At 50.3% G+C, this 15,977-nt stretch carries 19 protein-coding genes; all 19 read left to right on the top strand.

Going from position 1 to position 15,977, the window contains the following annotated elements:
• The first annotated feature begins 2 nt into the window (after nt 1-2).
• The 19 genes from hslU to MHH82_RS21130 all read left to right on the top strand — a co-directional run bounded on the left by hslU (nt 3) and on the right by MHH82_RS21130 (nt 15,977).
• Nucleotides 3-1,409: an ATP-dependent protease ATPase subunit HslU gene (gene hslU, locus MHH82_RS21220; RefSeq protein ID WP_015736332.1), complete on the top strand. Its 1,407-nt coding sequence runs from the start codon at nt 3-5 to the stop codon at nt 1,407-1,409.
• A gap of 457 nt (nt 1,410-1,866) precedes the next feature.
• On the top strand, nt 1,867-2,274 hold the full coding sequence (flgB, locus tag MHH82_RS21215; protein WP_015736331.1) for a flagellar basal body rod protein FlgB: 408 nt from the start codon (nt 1,867-1,869) through the stop codon (nt 2,272-2,274).
• A gap of 6 nt (nt 2,275-2,280) precedes the next feature.
• Nucleotides 2,281-2,730, top strand: a complete 450-nt coding sequence (flgC, locus tag MHH82_RS21210; protein ID WP_009594707.1) for a flagellar basal body rod protein FlgC — start codon at nt 2,281-2,283, stop codon at nt 2,728-2,730.
• 44 nt (nt 2,731-2,774) lie between these two features.
• Nucleotides 2,775-3,083 (top strand): flagellar hook-basal body complex protein FliE, encoded by a 309-nt coding sequence (gene fliE, locus MHH82_RS21205; RefSeq protein ID WP_009594713.1) that lies wholly within the window; start codon nt 2,775-2,777, stop codon nt 3,081-3,083.
• Between the two features lie 34 nt (nt 3,084-3,117).
• Nucleotides 3,118-4,698 (top strand): flagellar basal-body MS-ring/collar protein FliF, encoded by a 1,581-nt coding sequence (gene fliF, locus MHH82_RS21200; RefSeq protein WP_009594716.1) that lies wholly within the window; start codon nt 3,118-3,120, stop codon nt 4,696-4,698.
• Between the two features lie 11 nt (nt 4,699-4,709).
• The gene (gene fliG / locus MHH82_RS21195) at nt 4,710-5,726 is read left to right on the top strand and encodes a flagellar motor switch protein FliG (protein ID WP_015736330.1); all 1,017 of its coding nucleotides are present in this window, start codon (nt 4,710-4,712) and stop codon (nt 5,724-5,726) included.
• The gene (locus MHH82_RS21190; protein ID WP_015736329.1) at nt 5,719-6,573 is read left to right on the top strand and encodes a FliH/SctL family protein; all 855 of its coding nucleotides are present in this window, start codon (nt 5,719-5,721) and stop codon (nt 6,571-6,573) included. The genes fliG and MHH82_RS21190 overlap by 8 nt, the downstream gene beginning before the upstream one ends.
• Nucleotides 6,557-7,876: a flagellar protein export ATPase FliI gene (gene fliI / locus MHH82_RS21185; RefSeq protein WP_009594717.1), complete on the top strand. Its 1,320-nt coding sequence runs from the start codon at nt 6,557-6,559 to the stop codon at nt 7,874-7,876. The genes MHH82_RS21190 and fliI overlap by 17 nt, the downstream gene beginning before the upstream one ends.
• 9 nt (nt 7,877-7,885) lie before the next feature.
• Entirely contained in the window at nt 7,886-8,329 is a 444-nt protein-coding gene (fliJ, locus tag MHH82_RS21180) for a flagellar export protein FliJ (RefSeq protein WP_009594763.1), read from the top strand.
• A gap of 38 nt (nt 8,330-8,367) precedes the next feature.
• On the top strand, nt 8,368-9,300 hold the full coding sequence (locus MHH82_RS21175) for a MotE family protein (protein ID WP_145037594.1): 933 nt from the start codon (nt 8,368-8,370) through the stop codon (nt 9,298-9,300).
• A 46-nt stretch (nt 9,301-9,346) separates the two neighbouring features.
• The gene (locus MHH82_RS21170; protein WP_015736326.1) at nt 9,347-10,693 is read left to right on the top strand and encodes a flagellar hook-length control protein FliK; all 1,347 of its coding nucleotides are present in this window, start codon (nt 9,347-9,349) and stop codon (nt 10,691-10,693) included.
• 20 nt (nt 10,694-10,713) lie between these two features.
• The gene (locus tag MHH82_RS21165) at nt 10,714-11,274 is read left to right on the top strand and encodes a flagellar hook capping FlgD N-terminal domain-containing protein (RefSeq protein ID WP_145037598.1); all 561 of its coding nucleotides are present in this window, start codon (nt 10,714-10,716) and stop codon (nt 11,272-11,274) included.
• The gene (locus MHH82_RS21160; protein WP_145037600.1) at nt 11,271-11,660 is read left to right on the top strand and encodes a TIGR02530 family flagellar biosynthesis protein; all 390 of its coding nucleotides are present in this window, start codon (nt 11,271-11,273) and stop codon (nt 11,658-11,660) included. The genes MHH82_RS21165 and MHH82_RS21160 overlap by 4 nt, the downstream gene beginning before the upstream one ends.
• Before the next feature lie 74 nt (nt 11,661-11,734).
• Nucleotides 11,735-12,559 (top strand): flagellar hook-basal body complex protein, encoded by an 825-nt coding sequence (locus MHH82_RS21155; RefSeq protein WP_145037602.1) that lies wholly within the window; start codon nt 11,735-11,737, stop codon nt 12,557-12,559.
• Between the two features lie 51 nt (nt 12,560-12,610).
• Nucleotides 12,611-12,835 carry a flagellar FlbD family protein gene (locus MHH82_RS21150; protein WP_340967807.1) on the top strand — a complete coding sequence of 75 codons (225 nt, stop codon included), beginning with the start codon at nt 12,611-12,613 and terminating at the stop codon, nt 12,833-12,835.
• The gene (locus MHH82_RS21145; RefSeq protein ID WP_340967806.1) at nt 12,832-13,296 is read left to right on the top strand and encodes a flagellar basal body-associated FliL family protein; all 465 of its coding nucleotides are present in this window, start codon (nt 12,832-12,834) and stop codon (nt 13,294-13,296) included. Before MHH82_RS21150 ends, MHH82_RS21145 begins: the two co-directional genes overlap by 4 nt.
• A gap of 35 nt (nt 13,297-13,331) precedes the next feature.
• Nucleotides 13,332-14,330 (top strand): flagellar motor switch protein FliM, encoded by a 999-nt coding sequence (fliM, locus tag MHH82_RS21140; protein ID WP_009594751.1) that lies wholly within the window; start codon nt 13,332-13,334, stop codon nt 14,328-14,330.
• Nucleotides 14,320-15,582, top strand: a complete 1,263-nt coding sequence (fliY, locus tag MHH82_RS21135; protein WP_340967805.1) for a flagellar motor switch phosphatase FliY — start codon at nt 14,320-14,322, stop codon at nt 15,580-15,582. Before fliM ends, fliY begins: the two co-directional genes overlap by 11 nt.
• Before the next feature lie 29 nt (nt 15,583-15,611).
• Nucleotides 15,612-15,977 carry a response regulator gene (locus tag MHH82_RS21130; RefSeq protein WP_006211317.1) on the top strand — a complete coding sequence of 122 codons (366 nt, stop codon included), beginning with the start codon at nt 15,612-15,614 and terminating at the stop codon, nt 15,975-15,977.

Genomic DNA, 15,977 nt, shown 5'->3' with positions numbered 1-15,977 from the left:
CGATGAGTAAAGAATCGATGACGCCTAGACAGATTGTATCCGAGCTGGATAAATACATCGTAGGCCAGAAGGACGCTAAAAAATCGGTCGCTGTCGCACTTCGGAACCGTTATCGCCGGAGTCTGCTGACCGATGACGAGCGGGACGAAATCGTACCGAAGAACATTCTGATGATCGGTCCTACCGGCGTCGGCAAAACGGAAATTGCGAGAAGGCTTGCCAAGCTGGTCCATGCACCGTTCGTCAAGGTTGAGGCGACGAAGTTTACCGAGGTTGGTTATGTCGGCCGTGATGTGGAGTCCATGGTACGGGATCTGGTGGAAACCGCGATCCGGATGGTGAAGCTGGAACGTACGGAGAAGGTTAAGGACAAAGCCGAGGAAATGGCGAACGAGCGGATCGTTCAGCTGTTGGCGCCTTCAACCAAAGGCCAGAAGAGCCAGCGTAACCCCTTTGAGATGCTATTTGGCGGTGGAAACAACGAAACCCAGGCTGATGAGGAAGATGCGGACGATAAGGACGTTAGTCTTAAAGAGAAGCGGAGACAGGTGCGCTTTAACCTGCTGTCCGGCAAGCTTGAAGACGAAACGATTGAGATCGATGTGGAGGATGCCGCACCGAATATGTTCGACATGTTTGCCGGACAGGGCAACGATCAGATGGGCATGAATATGCAGGAAATGTTCGGCAACCTGATGCCGAAGCGTACGAAGCGCCGCAAGCTGTCCGTCAAGGAAGCCAGAAAAGTGCTAACGCAGGAAGAAGCAGGCAAGCTCATTGATATGGATGATGTCATCCAGGAATCCATACGCCGGGCCGAGCAATCCGGGATTATTTTCATCGACGAAATCGACAAGGTTGCCAGCCAGGGCCGTCAATCGGGTCCTGATGTGTCCAGGGAAGGCGTGCAGCGCGACATTCTGCCTATCGTGGAAGGCTCCACGATCATGACGAAATACGGGCCGGTAAAAACGGACTTTGTCCTGTTTATTGCTGCTGGCGCATTCCATATCGCGAAGCCGTCGGATTTGATTCCCGAGCTTCAGGGTCGTTTTCCGATTCGGGTAGAGCTGAACAGTTTGTCGCTCGACGATTTTGTGTCCATTTTGACCGAGCCGAAAAACGCATTGACCAAACAATACGTCAATCTGCTGCGTACCGAAGACCTGGAAATCGAGTTTTCGCCGGAAGCGATCCGGGAGATTGCCCAAATCGCGGCCTCGGTAAACCAGAACACGGAGAATATCGGCGCACGGAGGCTCCATACGATATTGGAGAAGCTGTTGGAGGATCTGTCGTTTGAAGCGCCTGAATTGACGCTGGACCGGATGGTGATCACCCCGCAGTATGTCCGGGAGAAACTTGCCGGCATCGCCCAGGATCGGGACCTGAGCCAGTATATTCTGTAGTTGCATTCGTATAGGTCTATCTGCCGGGTATGCAAAAAGGAGATAATTGTCGATATTCATCCCGGTCTTTCTTGCAGGATGTCGAAGTGCTTTCGCATGTTGGAAGGGATCGGGACGGATTTCGTAATTTTTTGTGAATATTCAGGATGGGAACAGGACCTACCTAGCGGGTAAATTCACTTAAAATTTACAGATTTAGTGGTACGATTTGCAATAATATAGAAAAAAATCGGATAAAAATGAACACAAAGCCCTTCTTTTTGGTAAAAGATAGGGCTTTTTTCTTATTGTAAAAAGTCCCAATCTTTAAGAAACTTAGTTTATGTGACATCATGTTGTCTTTTTCTACTTAAGACCTAGGTTAGTTCGTACGGATTATATTATTTGTCGAAAAAAGAGGGTTTAGCTAGGAAGAGTGGAATACCTTTCGGCAAATCCAGTCAGGAGGAATGAGCTAGTGAATCTGTTGAATAATAGTTCTTTTCAACGGCTTCAAAGCGGTTTGGATGCAGCGAATCTCAGGAACAACGTGATTGCAAACAACATCGCGAACGTGGATACACCTCATTTTAAGAGATCCGAAGTATCCTTTGAGAGTCTTCTGAAGAAAGAAATGGATGGAGCCCAGTTGTCGCTTCAGGGCAGAAGAACGGATCCCAGGCATTTTGTCATTGGTCCAACCGGGTCAATCCCGGATGCTTCGGTCATAAAGGACGGCAGCAGTTCCATGAATAACAACCAGAATAATGTCGATGCAGACAGAGAAATGTCGCTGCTTGCAGAGAATCAGCTTCGTTATAATTCGTACATACAAGCTGTAAATGAGCAGATTCGAATGATGCGTACAGCTATTGAAGGGAGATAGGGATTCATGAATATTAGCAATAGCTTCGGAATTAATGCATCAGCTCTAACGGCACAACGGCTTCGAATGGATGTTATCTCCTCCAACATAGCCAATGCGGAAACCACGCGCGCGCGAATCGAGAATGGACAAGCCGTTCCGTATCGTCGAAAAACGGTTGTGTTTCAGCCGCAGCAGGAATCCTTCGAAGGGCTTCTCAGAGCCCAGATGAACGGTCAAAATGCAGGGCAAGGGGTCAAGGTTGCGCAGGTGCGGGAAGATCAATCCCCGTTGAAGCAGGTATATAACCCCACACATCCGGATGCAAATGCGGAAGGCTATGTCTTTATGCCTAACGTCGATATCACGAAGGAAATGGTGGATATGCTTGCAGCTACCCGTTCATACGAGGCTAACGTTACGGCGATAAACGCTTCGAAAGCGATGATCATGAAGGCTTTGGAGATCGGAAGATAATACGAGGATATATACATAGACCAGCATAGTAGGAGGAGAGAGAGATGATTCAGAATGCAATGTTCAGTGTTCAGGGTGTACAGCCGCTGCAAATGCAGGAGCAAGTGAAAAATGGTGCGACTCCTTCCGAATCGATTCGAGATTTTGGCTCTTACCTGAATGAAGCACTGAACTCCGTGGCCGCGCAGGAACAGAACGCACACGTGATGAGCGATAAATTAATGATTGGACAAGTAAACGTAGATCAGGCGATGATATCCGCCCAACAGGCTCTGTTGAGCATTCAGCTCACGACACAGGTCCGAAACAAAGTGGTAGAAGCCTATCAAGAGATCATGCGCACGCAAATCTAAATGTTTCTAGCAAAGTTTCGGATGGGGTGACAATGTGAACGAGAGAATTACCCAATATCGGGAGAGAATGACCCAGTATTGGAACCAATTCAGTAACAAACAAAAAATAATGTTAATCGCTACCGTAGCATTTGTTCTAATTGCTCTAGTCGTACTAACGATGCAGTTCTCTAAGACGAAGTATGAGGTAGCATTCCGGGATCTGAATTCCAGCGACGCCGCAGGCATCATCAGCCACCTGGAGACCCAGGGGATTTCCTACAAGCTGAGCGAGGACGGCAGAAGCATTCTGGTTCCGAGCACAAGCGCGGCTAAAGTCCAGATCGATGTAGGATCACAGGGACTGGTGCAGAATGGCACGATCGGATTCGAAACCTTCGAGAAGAATGCGTCAGCCATCGGGATGACGGATAACGAATTCGAAGTGAAATATGTAAATGCACTGAATGGCGAAGTCGAACGGCTGCTGGAGAAGATGCAGGGCGTTCAGGACGCAACGGTATTGTTGAACCTGCCTAAAGAAAGTGTGTTCGCGAAAAACGGAAACGAGGATCAGGCCAGCGCTTCCGTGGTTGTACAGTTTAAACCGGGCTATCGTCCTAATCAGGAAGTCATAGACGGGTACTACAACCTCGTGAAAACGGCCATTCCCAATTTGCCGATCGAGAACATTACGATCACCAATGACGAAGTCGAGCTGCTCGCAACAGCTAAAGGCGGTCAAGGCGGATTGATCGGCAAGGTGGAAGAAAATTTCGCGCTCCAGAAAAAATTCGAAAACGACGTAAGACAAAATGTCCAGCAATTCCTCTCGCAGTACATGGGTTCGAATAAAGTCAATGTTCTTGTAGCTTCCAAACTGAACTTTGATCAGGTGCAAAGCAAGGAAAACATCGTAACCCCTGTGGATGAAGAAGAAATGAAGGGGATTGAGCTCAGCGTTCAGGAGATCCAGAAGAACTATTCGGGAACCGGCAGTCCTACAGGCGGCGTGGCCGGCGTAGGCGAAGAGGCCGTTCCGGGATATCCAAGCGATTCTGGAAGCGGAGAAACGAATTCGGAAGAGCTCTCCAAAACCGTTAACTATGAGGTTAACCGGATTACGAAGGATATCATTGCAAGTCCATATACTGTTAAAGATTTAACCATTAATGTCTCGGTTGAACCACCTGCCGGGCAACAAACTTTGGATGATGCCACAAGAACGGCTATTCAGAACATCCTGGTCAATATTGTAAGAGCATCGCTTTCGGATTCAGACTCTACTTATACAGACGCTGATTTGTCCAAAAAAGTTTCGGTTATTTCGCAGGTATTTAATGTAAATGCGGATGAAAATCCGAAATCCGTATTTTCACAGCCTGTATTATGGGGAATCGGTATCGCTGCGTTGGCATTGATTGCGGGAGGAACCTATTTCTTCATCCGCAGACGCAGACAGCAGCAGGAGGAGCTTGAAGAGGATATCCAGCTTCCGCCTGTTACGGAATTCCCGTCGATTAATCTCGAAAGTATAACCAATGAAAGCCAGGTTCGTAAGCAGCTCGAAACCTTGGCGAAGAAGAAGCCAGATGAATTCGTGAATTTACTTCGCACATGGCTAGCTGAGGAATAGAGGTGGAAGCATTGGCTAAGGGAAATAACCAAATGTTAAGCGGACGTCAAAAAGCGGCTATACTGCTCATTACACTTGGCCCGGAAGTGTCTGCTCAAATATTTAAGCATCTTCGAGATGAAGAAATTGAACAATTAACGCTCGAGATTGCGAACGTTCGCAAAGTCGACAGCGTCGAGAAAGATAGCATTATTCAGGAGTTCCATCAAATTTGCCTGGCCCAGGAATACATCTCGCAGGGCGGTATCAATTACGCGAAGGAAATTTTGGAGAAGGCGCTTGGACAGCAAAAAGCGATGGAAGTGATCAACAGGCTGACGGCAACGCTTCAAGTAAGGCCGTTTGACTTCGCCCGTAAAGCGGACCCGAGCCAAATCCTGAACTTTATCCAGAATGAGAATGCGCAAACCATCGCCCTCGTCTTGTCTTATCTTCAATACGAGCAGGCATCTGCGATCCTCTCTTCGCTCCCGCAGGAGAAGCAGGCGGAAGTTGCGCGCAGGGTTGCAGTCATGGACAGCACTTCGCCGGAAGTCATCGCTCAGGTGGAGCGCGTGCTGGAACAGAAGCTGTCGGCTACGGTGACGCAGGATTACACCAGTGCGGGCGGCATCGAGTCGATCGTTCAAATACTGAACGGCGTGGACCGCGGAACGGAACGGACGATCCTCGACTCCCTGGAGATCCAGGATCCCGAGCTTGCTGAAGAAATCAAGAAGCGGATGTTTGTATTCGAAGACATCGTCAACGTGGACAACCGTTCGATACAGCGCATCATCCGCGATGTCGAGAATGCGGACCTGCAGCTTGCGCTCAAGGTGGCAAGCGAAGAGGTGCGGGACGTTATTTTCCGCAATATGTCCAAGCGGATGGCCGAAACCTTCCGCGAAGAAATGGAATATATGGGACCGGTGCGGCTGCGTGACGTGGAGGAAGCCCAGACTCGGATCGTAAGCACGATCCGGAGACTCGAAGAAGCGGGCGAGGTTATTATTGCCCGCGGCGGAGGAGATGACATCATTGTCTAACTTGATCAAATCGTCCCACTATAAACCGATGGATGTGTTGAAAGAGTTGGATCTTGCTCGTCGTTACGCTTCGCCAACCGAGGAAACGGTGGAGGAGCCTGCACCGCCGACGGCCGAGCCGGCCGCTGTACAAACGCTTGCTGAAGCCGAACGTTTGAAGCATGAAATGCTGGAAGACGCTCAGGAGTTTGCCGAAAGGCAAATCCGGGAGGCCTCGGAAGAGGCGCAGCGTCTGCTGACCGAAGCGCAGGAGCAGATTGAGGCTTGGTGGACCGAAAGAAGGCTTCAGGATGAGGACTTGTCCGAAACGCTGAAAATGGAAGGTTTTAATCAAGGATATGCGGAGGGCTCTGCCAAGGCGGAGCTTGAGATGAAGGAACTGATGGAGCAGGCGACGGTGCAAGCGAGCGAGCTGCTTCAGCTCGCGCACCAAGCCAAGGAAGATCTGATCCAGGAAGCGGAGCCGTTTTTGGTGGAGCTCAGCTGCAGCATTGCGGAGAAAGTGCTGGATCGTCAGCTTACGATTGAACCGGAATTCACGCTGGAGCTGATTCGAAAGAACCTGGCGCGCAAGCGGGAAAAAGGAATCATTTCCCTCTGCGTAGCTCCCGATCAGTTCGAATTCGTATACGCCGCGCGGGAAGAACTCGGATTATCGATCGACTCCCAGGCGGAGCTTCAAATTTTGCCGGACTCCACGGTTAAGGATCGCGGCTGCGTCATCCGGTCTTCCTTCGGAAGCGTGGACGCACGCATCGATACACAGCTGGCCGAGATCAAAAAAGAACTCGTACGGATCGCCCTTGATGTCGAGGAACGGAGAAATCAAGATGAAGAAGCTGAATAGCGCCCGGTACATGGACCATCTGAAACATCTGGATCCCGTCCGCATCAACGGCAAGGTTACGCAGGTCATCGGATTGATGGTGGAGTCCGAAGGGCCGGATGCCAGTATCGGCGACGTATGCTACATCTATCCCACGAAGCAATCCAAGCCGCTCAAGGCGGAGGTCGTGGGTTTCAGAGATAATAAAGTGCTGCTGATGCCTCTCGGCGAGCTTCACTCCATTGGCCCGGGCTGCGATGTAGTGGGCACAGGCAAACCGTTGAGCGTGCAGGTCGGTTCGGAGCTGCTTGGCAAAGTACTGGACGGATTGGGACAACCGCTCGACGGATCCATTATTCCGGCACGCATGCCGCATTATTCCACCCATAACGTTCCGCAGAACCCGCTTAATCGGCCCAGGGTTCAGGAGCCGATCAGCATCGGCGTCAGGGCGATTGACGGATTGCTCTCCATCGGCAAAGGCCAGCGGGTCGGCATATTCGCCGGCTCCGGCGTCGGGAAGAGTACCCTGATGGGGATGATCGCGCGCAATACCTCAGCCGATGTCAATGTCATTGCCTTGATTGGTGAACGGGGACGAGAGGTGCTTGATTTCATCGAGCGGGACCTGGGTCCCGAAGGGTTGAAACGGTCCGTTGTGATCGTGGCCACCTCGGATCAACCGGCGCTCATCCGCATTAAGGGAGCCTTGATCGCCACCACGATCGCCGAATATTTCAGGGATCGCGGCCTGAACGTGATGCTGATGATGGATTCGGTTACCCGTTATGCGATGGCACAGCGCGAAGTCGGGCTTGCCGTAGGGGAACCGCCGGCGATGCGCGGTTACACTCCGTCGGTATTTGCCAGTCTGCCGAAGCTTCTGGAACGCGCAGGCACGGGTCCGACGGGTTCGATCACCGCTTTTTACACGGTGCTGGTAGACGGCGACGACATGAACGAACCGATCGCGGACGCGGTCAGGGGGATACTGGATGGTCACATCGTCCTGAACCGGAATATCGCGAACAAAGGCCATTTTCCGGCGATCGACGTGTTGGCCAGCATTAGCCGGGTCATGAAAGACATCTCGCCTGAGGAACAAATCGATGCTTCCGAGAACGTAAAGCGTTTGATGGCGATCTACAAGGACTCGGAGGATTTGATCAATATCGGAGCTTACCAACAGGGCTCGAATGCCGACATCGATGAATCGATCGAATACATCGGCCGAATTTGGGATTTTACGAAACAAAAAGTGAATGAGAAGACCACATTGGATGAGGTTCAGGAACGTTTGATTTCCGAGTTTTCAAGGAGATGACTTTGAAGAATGAAATTTCATTATGCATTCCAGAAAATCGTAGACCTGAAAAGCAACGAGAAAACGCAAGCGGAATGGATGCTGTCAAGCGCCATCGGGAAGCTGCAGGCGGAAGAGAAAAGCCTGAATGAGCTGTATGAGATGCGGGATCAAATGTACCGCGCTCAGCAGGAAGCGGCATCGCGGTGCGTGCCAGTCGCAGAAATCCGAAACATTCAGGTCTATGCAGAGCACCTGGAAGAATGCATTGAACGGAAACGGGATGACATACGGATCGCCCATGTCAATGTAACGAAGAAACAAAAGGTATTGTCCGACAAAATGCTTGACGAAAAAGTGTGGCTGAAGGCAAGAGACAAATCCCAAGAAAAGTTCCGGCATGAAAGTCTCCTTCGGGAACAAAACGAGCTGGACGAAATGGCGACGGTACGTTTTGCGATCAGAGCCCGTTAAGGTTTGCAAACACCGGTGGGTATGACCGCGAGGGAGGTATGAGTGTGGCACGAAAAGACATGCCGCTTGATAAGGAAGAATCAGGCGGAGGATTTGAACGGATATTGTTGATTTTGGTACCTGCTATATTCACGATCGTTCTGCTCGGAGCGCTCGCCGTATTTTTCAGAGCCGATGTCCGGGATGGGCTGCTCGAAGTAGCCAATAAAATTCCGGTCGTAAAGAACTGGGTCCCTGACCCGGTGTTGACCCCGGAAGAGCAGAAGCTCAAAGAGGCGAAGCAGCAGGAAGAAAGCGCAGAAGCGACGATTGTGGAACTTAAGAAGCAGCTTGCCGAGAAAGAAGAAACGTTAAACGAAGTAACGGAGCAAAAAGCAACGCAGGAAAACAAGGTGAAAGAGCTGGAAACCCAAATAGAATCGATGCAAAGCGCATCGACGGACGGCGAGGCGGAAGAGGAAGACGCGTACACCAAGCAGATTCGTGAGCTGTCCAAGCTTTATGCGGACATGAGTCCCAGCAAAGCCGCACCGATCATGCAGAACCTGACGCTGGAAGAAATGGTGCTAATGCTGAGCCAAATGAAGAGCAGCAACCGGGTTGCCATCCTTCAGAAGATGGATCCGAAAACGGCGGCGGATGCAACCATGATGCTGAAAGACGCGGAGACCTCTGAAGATCTGGCCATTGCCGCTTTGCAATCCAGGCTGAAGAAGAACGACGCGGAGGCTGCGCAGAAGAAAACCTCCGAGAACCTGGATAAAAGCCAGCTGAATCAGACTTTTGCCGGAATGACGCCTGCCAACGCCGCGGACCTGCTGATGCAAACGTACAAGATCAGCCCCGCGAAAACGATGACCATTCTAAATACGGTGGACGATGCTACGCGCTCGCGAATTTTAAATGCGATGTCCTCGAAAGACGCGGAGCTGGCAGCTAAAATATTGAATCGCCTGATGGGCTCTAAATAAGCTCTGAAATGAATCTCCATCCTCAGGAAAGGAGGTGAAATAGACGATGACAATAACGGTACAAAGCAGTATGTCTTCTTCCGTCAGCAGTACCGCGGGAAGCGGAAAGACCAGCGCAGCCGGTCAAGCGACAGCGGGTGTTTCCTTTGATGCGACGCTGGCTTACCAGATGAACGGCAGCGGCAGCGGCGCTGCAACAACTTCAACAGAAGTCGCGGCCAAGCTGGAATCCCTGCTTGCGCAGTATTCAGCGGAAACCGACGAATCGCTTGAAGGCTTAATGGAGCTGCTTCAAGGATTGCTGCAGGAGCTAGATACCATGGACCAGGCCTTAGAGGAGGATCCATCGTTATTGCAAGAGCTGCAAAACTGGCTGACGCAAGCGAACCTTCTGTTAAGCGGAACAGCTCCTCACGCCCAAGGAAACGCGAACGGCAATGACATGTCCCCATTGGCTTCCCATCCGGATACGATCCGGTTTGCGGTACAGGACACGATCAGCCAGCTGGCTTCGATGCTGTCCAAATCGGGTCAGGTGGACCTCCAGACGGAGGCAGCCGTCAAACAGCTTGTCCAATCCTTCCAAAGTTTGCTTGGTCAAGGAACGGGGACTGGAGAAAATAAAGCAAGCGGCAGTTTTGCCAACATCCTAAGCCAAAAGCAGCCGGATGCGGTACAACCTAACATTGCAGCAAATACTGCAGGACAGTCGGCTTCATCTGAGACAACGGGGCAAGCGAACGCTAAATGGTCTACTCTGGCCACAAGTACCCCGGTTGACGGCACAGCAGCTGAATTCGCTTTAAATGAAGGGGATTCCCTATTGGAGCAAGGAACGGTTACGGCCGGTCAGCTGGCCCTGCGTTCCGGAACCCAAGTAGCGGTAAAACCTGCAGCTCCGCCGGTGCCTGTCGAGAATTTCTCTAACGAAATGACTTCCTTCATTATTAATAAGCTCGAAATCGTGAAGCAAACCGGTTTTACCGAAGCGAGAATCTCCTTGAATCCGGAGCATCTGGGCCAAGTAGACATCAAGCTAACGATGCAGAACGGCCAGTTGATCGCACAGTTCATGACGCGGTCGACGGATGCTAAAGAGCTGATTGACCAGCAAATGGCACAGCTTCGAAGCGCATTGCTGGCCCAAGGACTTCAAGTCGAGAAAATTGAGGTTACGCAGAGCAGCCAGCCATCCAATGCCAATCTTTATCAGGATGGACGTCAGCCTGGATCAGGACAGCAGCAGCCGCAGCACCGTTCGAAGGAGAAGGATAGGCCTTCCGACGATGCCGTTCTTGCCGCGAATTTGACGGAAGAATTGAACGATTGGATTGCCGAGCATCAAGCCGACGATGAGAACTTGCAAGCAGGAACATTTACCGCGAAAGCCTAACAGTGAGGAGGTGAGCTTGGATGGCAACAGATCCGGTATCTACGAAAAATATGTGGCCCAATTATGCCAAAGGGAACGTCAGCACTAAAAACGGAAACGGCCAAGAGCTTGGGAAGGACCAGTTCTTAAGCATTCTGATTACGCAATTGCGGCATCAGGATCCGCTTCAGCCGATGCAGGACCGGGAATTTATTGCCCAAATGGCCCAGTTTACTTCCCTGGAGCAATTGATGAATATCAATACGCAATTGACGGCAATGAGCCAGTCTTTGGGTGCTGCTTCAAGTTTGATCGGTAAACAGATCAGCTGGATGTTCAAGCCGGAGGATGGCTCGGATTCCGTCATGAAAAGCGGTCTTGTTGATTCCATCATCGTCCGTGACGGCGTCCATTACGCAAAAGTCGGTGAAAGTGAAGTATCGCTTGACCAGATCGTGAAAATCGAGAACGCTATGGCCGAGAAGGATCCAGGAGCAACGGATCCCGTTTCTTCCGAACCTGAAGCAAGCAATCCGGATCCGGGAGAGCCTGAAACCGGAGACCGGGGACAAGGTGAAGAGCCTGGGGGAACCTCGCCATGAGTGACCGTATGATGATCGGGAATTTATTTCCCGGGAAAATACATCCCGCAGCGCTTCACAATGAGCGAAAAACAGCGCAAGCTCAACATCATCCTCCACCCGGAACGTTCCAGGAGCTCTTAAATGAGAATCTCCTTAAAATTAGCAATCATGCGGCAAAGCGACTACAGCAGCGCGGCATTGAGTTGAAAGGGGATCAGCTGGAACAGATCCAGAGTGCGGTGAACAAAGCCGCAGCGAAGGGGAGCAAGGAATCGCTCATTCTCATGAAGGACATGGCCCTAATCGTGAATATTCCAAATCGGACCGTAGTCACGGCGATGGATGGCAAGGCGATGAAAGACAACGTGTTCACGCAAATCGATAGTGCAGTTATTATTTCATAAATCTGGCTGGCCCGTGAGGAAGCCAGGCGGCCGCTGATCGACAGAAGCGGTCCATAACAGAAGGAGGAAAATCGATGTTAAGATCCATGTATTCCGGCATTTCCGGAATGAGAGGTTTCCAGACCAAGCTTGACGTCATTGGTAATAACATTGCCAACGTAAATACGGTTGGGTTTAAAGCGGGACGTGTTATGTTTAAAGATATCCTCAGCCAAACGATGTCCGGTGTTACGCCGGGAACCGACGATCCATCCGGTGGCGTAAACGCGAAGCAGGTCGGACTAGGTGTATCCATCGGCTCGATTGATACCTTGCATACACCAGGCAGCGCCATGATGACCAATAATCCGACGGACCTGAGAATTGACGGAGACGGATTCTTCATGGTGAAGCTCAGCGAGGATCAAGAAGTGCCTTTCTTGACTCGTGCTGGCGACTTCCATGTCGACGTAGCGCGTAACCTGGTCACTTCAGATGGTATGCTCGTTCTCGATTCTGCGGGTGATCCGATCCAGTTGGACGAAGAGGTTACGGCATTCACAATTGCTCAGAATGGCGCCATCATTCAGAAGATGAGTGACGGAACGACGGAAGAAGGAGCCATTATCGGCGTCGCGAAAATTCCGAATCCGGAAGGCCTGGAAAAAATCGGAGGCAATATGTATCGCGTGACCCTGAATGCAGTTCCGGATGGCGATCTGGCTGCCGTCATGTTTGAAGGGAACAACGCGGAAGAAGGAACCGGTGCGATTATTGCCGGTCAGCTTGAAATGTCCAACGTTGACTTGACAGGCGAATTTTCTGAAATGATCGTCGCTCAGCGCGGCTTCCAAGCTAACTCCCGGATTATCACGACTTCGGATGAAGTGCTTCAAGAAGTTGTCAATCTGAAACGATAAGGATGGATAGGGAGGGGCCTTCCCCTCCCTAATTAAACAAGGAGGCTACCCATGATATCGGTAACGAGGTTAAATGGTTCGCAGTTGTGGCTTAACGCGCTGTTGATAGAAATGGTTGAGGAGACTCCTGACACCTACATTACTTTGATTAATGGAAAACGAATGATTGTGCTTGAAAGTGCAAATGAAATCATCGCTTGCGTTAAGGCGTATCACCACGAGGTAGGCATTCATCAAGCCACCATTAAAGTGCAGCAATTGGAGGAACCTTCATGAAAAAGATGCTCCCCTGGTTAATTACGATCCTGTTATCGATTACGCTGATTGTCCTGGCCATCTTCCTGTTGTCGGACAAGCTGCTTGGCGATAACGAAAAAAGTCAGGCTTCGGCCAATGCCGCGGCTTTATCCAAGTTATCGGCCGACGAGATCGTAAAGATGACATCGGAAATAACCGGTATCAAGACGAATCTGGCAGATCCTGAATTTGTTGCCCAGATGGCCTTTGCTTTTCAGCTTAACGATAAAAAAGCAAAGGAAGAATTCGATAAAATCAAGGAAATCAAGATCAAACCAATTATTATCAAAACGCTGGCCGACACGAAACCCGAATTACTAAATGACTCCAAAGGGCGCGAACAGTTTATTGCCAAGCTGCAAAACCTGATCAATAAGTCGTTAACGTCCGGTCACTTGATTCAAATCGAAATGACAGAAGTAATGATCGTAGGTATCTAGACTGTTCGTCGGACGACCTGTAAGGGGGTGAGTAGATGGTTGATGTTTTATCGCAGAATGAGATCGATGCCTTGTTGGCCGCTCTCTCTTCAGGGGAAATGGATGCTGAAGAACTGAAAAAAGAGGAAACGCAAAAGAAGATCCGATCTTACGATTTTAAGAGGGCCCTCCGTTTTTCGAAGGATCATATTCGAAGCTTGACCCGGATCCATGAGAACTTTGCACGCTATTTGACGACCTACTTCTCGGCGCAGTTACGTACTTTTGTGCAAATCAACGTGGTGCAGGTTGAACAGCTTCCGTATGATGAATTTATTCGCTCCATACCAAAAATGACAGTTCTTAATATATTTGAAGCCGAACCGCTCGTAGGTCGGATGGTGCTTGAGGTCCATCCCAACATTGCCTACGCGATGCTGGACCGATTGCTTGGAGGCACGGGCATTGCTCCGTCTTCCATCAGCTCGATGACCGAAATCGAAACGATTATCATGGAGCGCATATTCAGCCGGGCGTTCGATAGCCTTCAGGAGGCATGGAAAACGGTGCTGGATATATCCCCGCGCCTCGAAGCATTGGAAACGAATCCGCAATTCATGCAGATCGTGTCTCCGAACGAAACCATTGCGCTGATATCCCTTAGCACAAAAATCGGCGATACCACGGGCATGATTAACCTGTGCATACCGCATGTGGTGCTGGAGCCGATCATGTCCAAGTTGTCCGCACATCAATGGTTCATCTCGGAGAAAAAAGCGAGCGTTCCGGAGGAAGTGGATGCTCTTAAACAGCGCGTAAGCAAAGCCAAGCTTCCGATCGTTGCCGAGCTGGGCGTTTCGCAGCTTACCGTGTCCGAGTTCTTAGGACTGAGCGTCGGCGACGTTATTTCGTTAAACAAGCCGATGCATGACGGACTATCCATCAAGGTCGGCGACAAATTAAAGTTTATTGGCAGTCCCGGAACGATAAAAGACCGGGTTGCTGTACAAATCGATGAAATTGTCATCGAAGGAGCTGAAGAATTTGACGAGTAAAGATTATTTATCCCAGGAAGAAATCGACGCTTTGTTAAAACAGTCGGAAATGGCATCACCAGCATCAATTCCTTCGGCGGCGACTGTCGATGACGTATTAACACCTCTGGAGCAGGATGCGCTGGGTGAGATCGGTAACATAACCTTCGGCAGCGCTGCAACCGCCCTGTCCACCTTGCTGGGCAAAAAAGTGGATATCACGACCCCCAGAGTTTCGATCATTAAGCGAAGCGAGTTCGAGGAAGAATTTCCGAAGCCGCATGTTGCGGTACATGTTAAGTACGTGGACGGATTTGAAGGAATTAATTCGCTGGTCATTAAGACACGCGATGCGCAGGTCATTGCCGATCTCATGTTAGGCGGGGAAGGCAACCCGGTGGAAGAGGAACTCAATGAGATTCATATCAGTGCCGTTCAGGAAGCGATGAACCAGATGATGGGGTCTTCCGCAACGAGCATGTCGACGATTTTCAACCGGTTTGTCAATATATCGCCGCCGGGCATTGACATTCTCAACATGGCGAACGGGGAAGGGGTCAACAACCTGCCGCCGGATGAAACACTGATTAAGATTTCTTTCCGATTAATTATCGGTGAACTTATTGATTCAACCATTATGCAGCTGCTGCCTGTTCATTTCTCCAAGGATATGGTTCACATGCTCATCAACGGGACAGAAGAACCGCAGCCTGCGAAGCAGGAAGCTGCTCCAGCGGTGGAAGCGCCGGCCAGTGCCCAGGAGTCGGTACAAGCACCGGTTAATCCGGCACAAACCCAAGACATGGGTCAAGGCTACGATTATGGACAAGGCTACGGTCAGCCTATGCCAGGAAATGGCGGGCCCATCCCGCAGCAATCCATGCCATACGGTCAGCCGCAGATGCCTTACCAAGCACAGCCGCAACAGTATGGCGGCATGCCGAATCGCAATGTGAATGTACAGCCCGTGCAGTTCGCTAATCTGCAATCTGCACCGTACACCCAGGTGGATGAAAACAATCTGAACTTACTGATGGACATTCCCCTTAAAGTCACCGTAGAATTAGGGAGGACCCAAAAGCAAATTAAGGATATCCTGGAAATGTCGCAAGGTTCGATTATCGAGCTGGACAAGCTGGCCGGTGAGCCTGTTGACATCCTCGTCAATCATAAACTGATTGCCAAAGGCGAGGTCGTTGTCATCGATGAGAACTTTGGTGTGCGTGTGACGGATATCGTAAGCCAATGGGACCGGATTCAAAAATTACAATAGCACAAACATTTTAGGGAGGATTTTTATCAATGGCTAACCGAATTCTGATCGTGGACGATGCTGCATTTATGAGAATGATGATCCGTGACATATTGGTCAAGAACGGATTCGAGGTTGTGGGGGAAGCACAGGACGGTGCACAAGCAATCGAGAAATTTAAGGAACTTCGTCCAGATCTGATTACGATGGATATTACGATGCCGGAAATGGATGGTATCGCAGCGCTTAAAGAGATTAAAAAAGTAGATGCCAATGCCAAAGTAATTATGTGCTCTGCCATGGGTCAGCAAGCGATGGTTATTGACGCAATCCAAGCCGGAGCGAAAGACTTCATCGTTAAACCGTTCCAATCGGACAGAGTTATTGAAGCCATCAACAAGACGCTTGGCGTATAA

The sequence above is a fragment of the Bacillus sp. FSL K6-6540 genome, assembly GCF_038007545.1.
The sequence above is the reverse complement of the archived record's forward strand: the minus strand, read 5'-3'. Positions and strand labels throughout refer to the sequence as shown.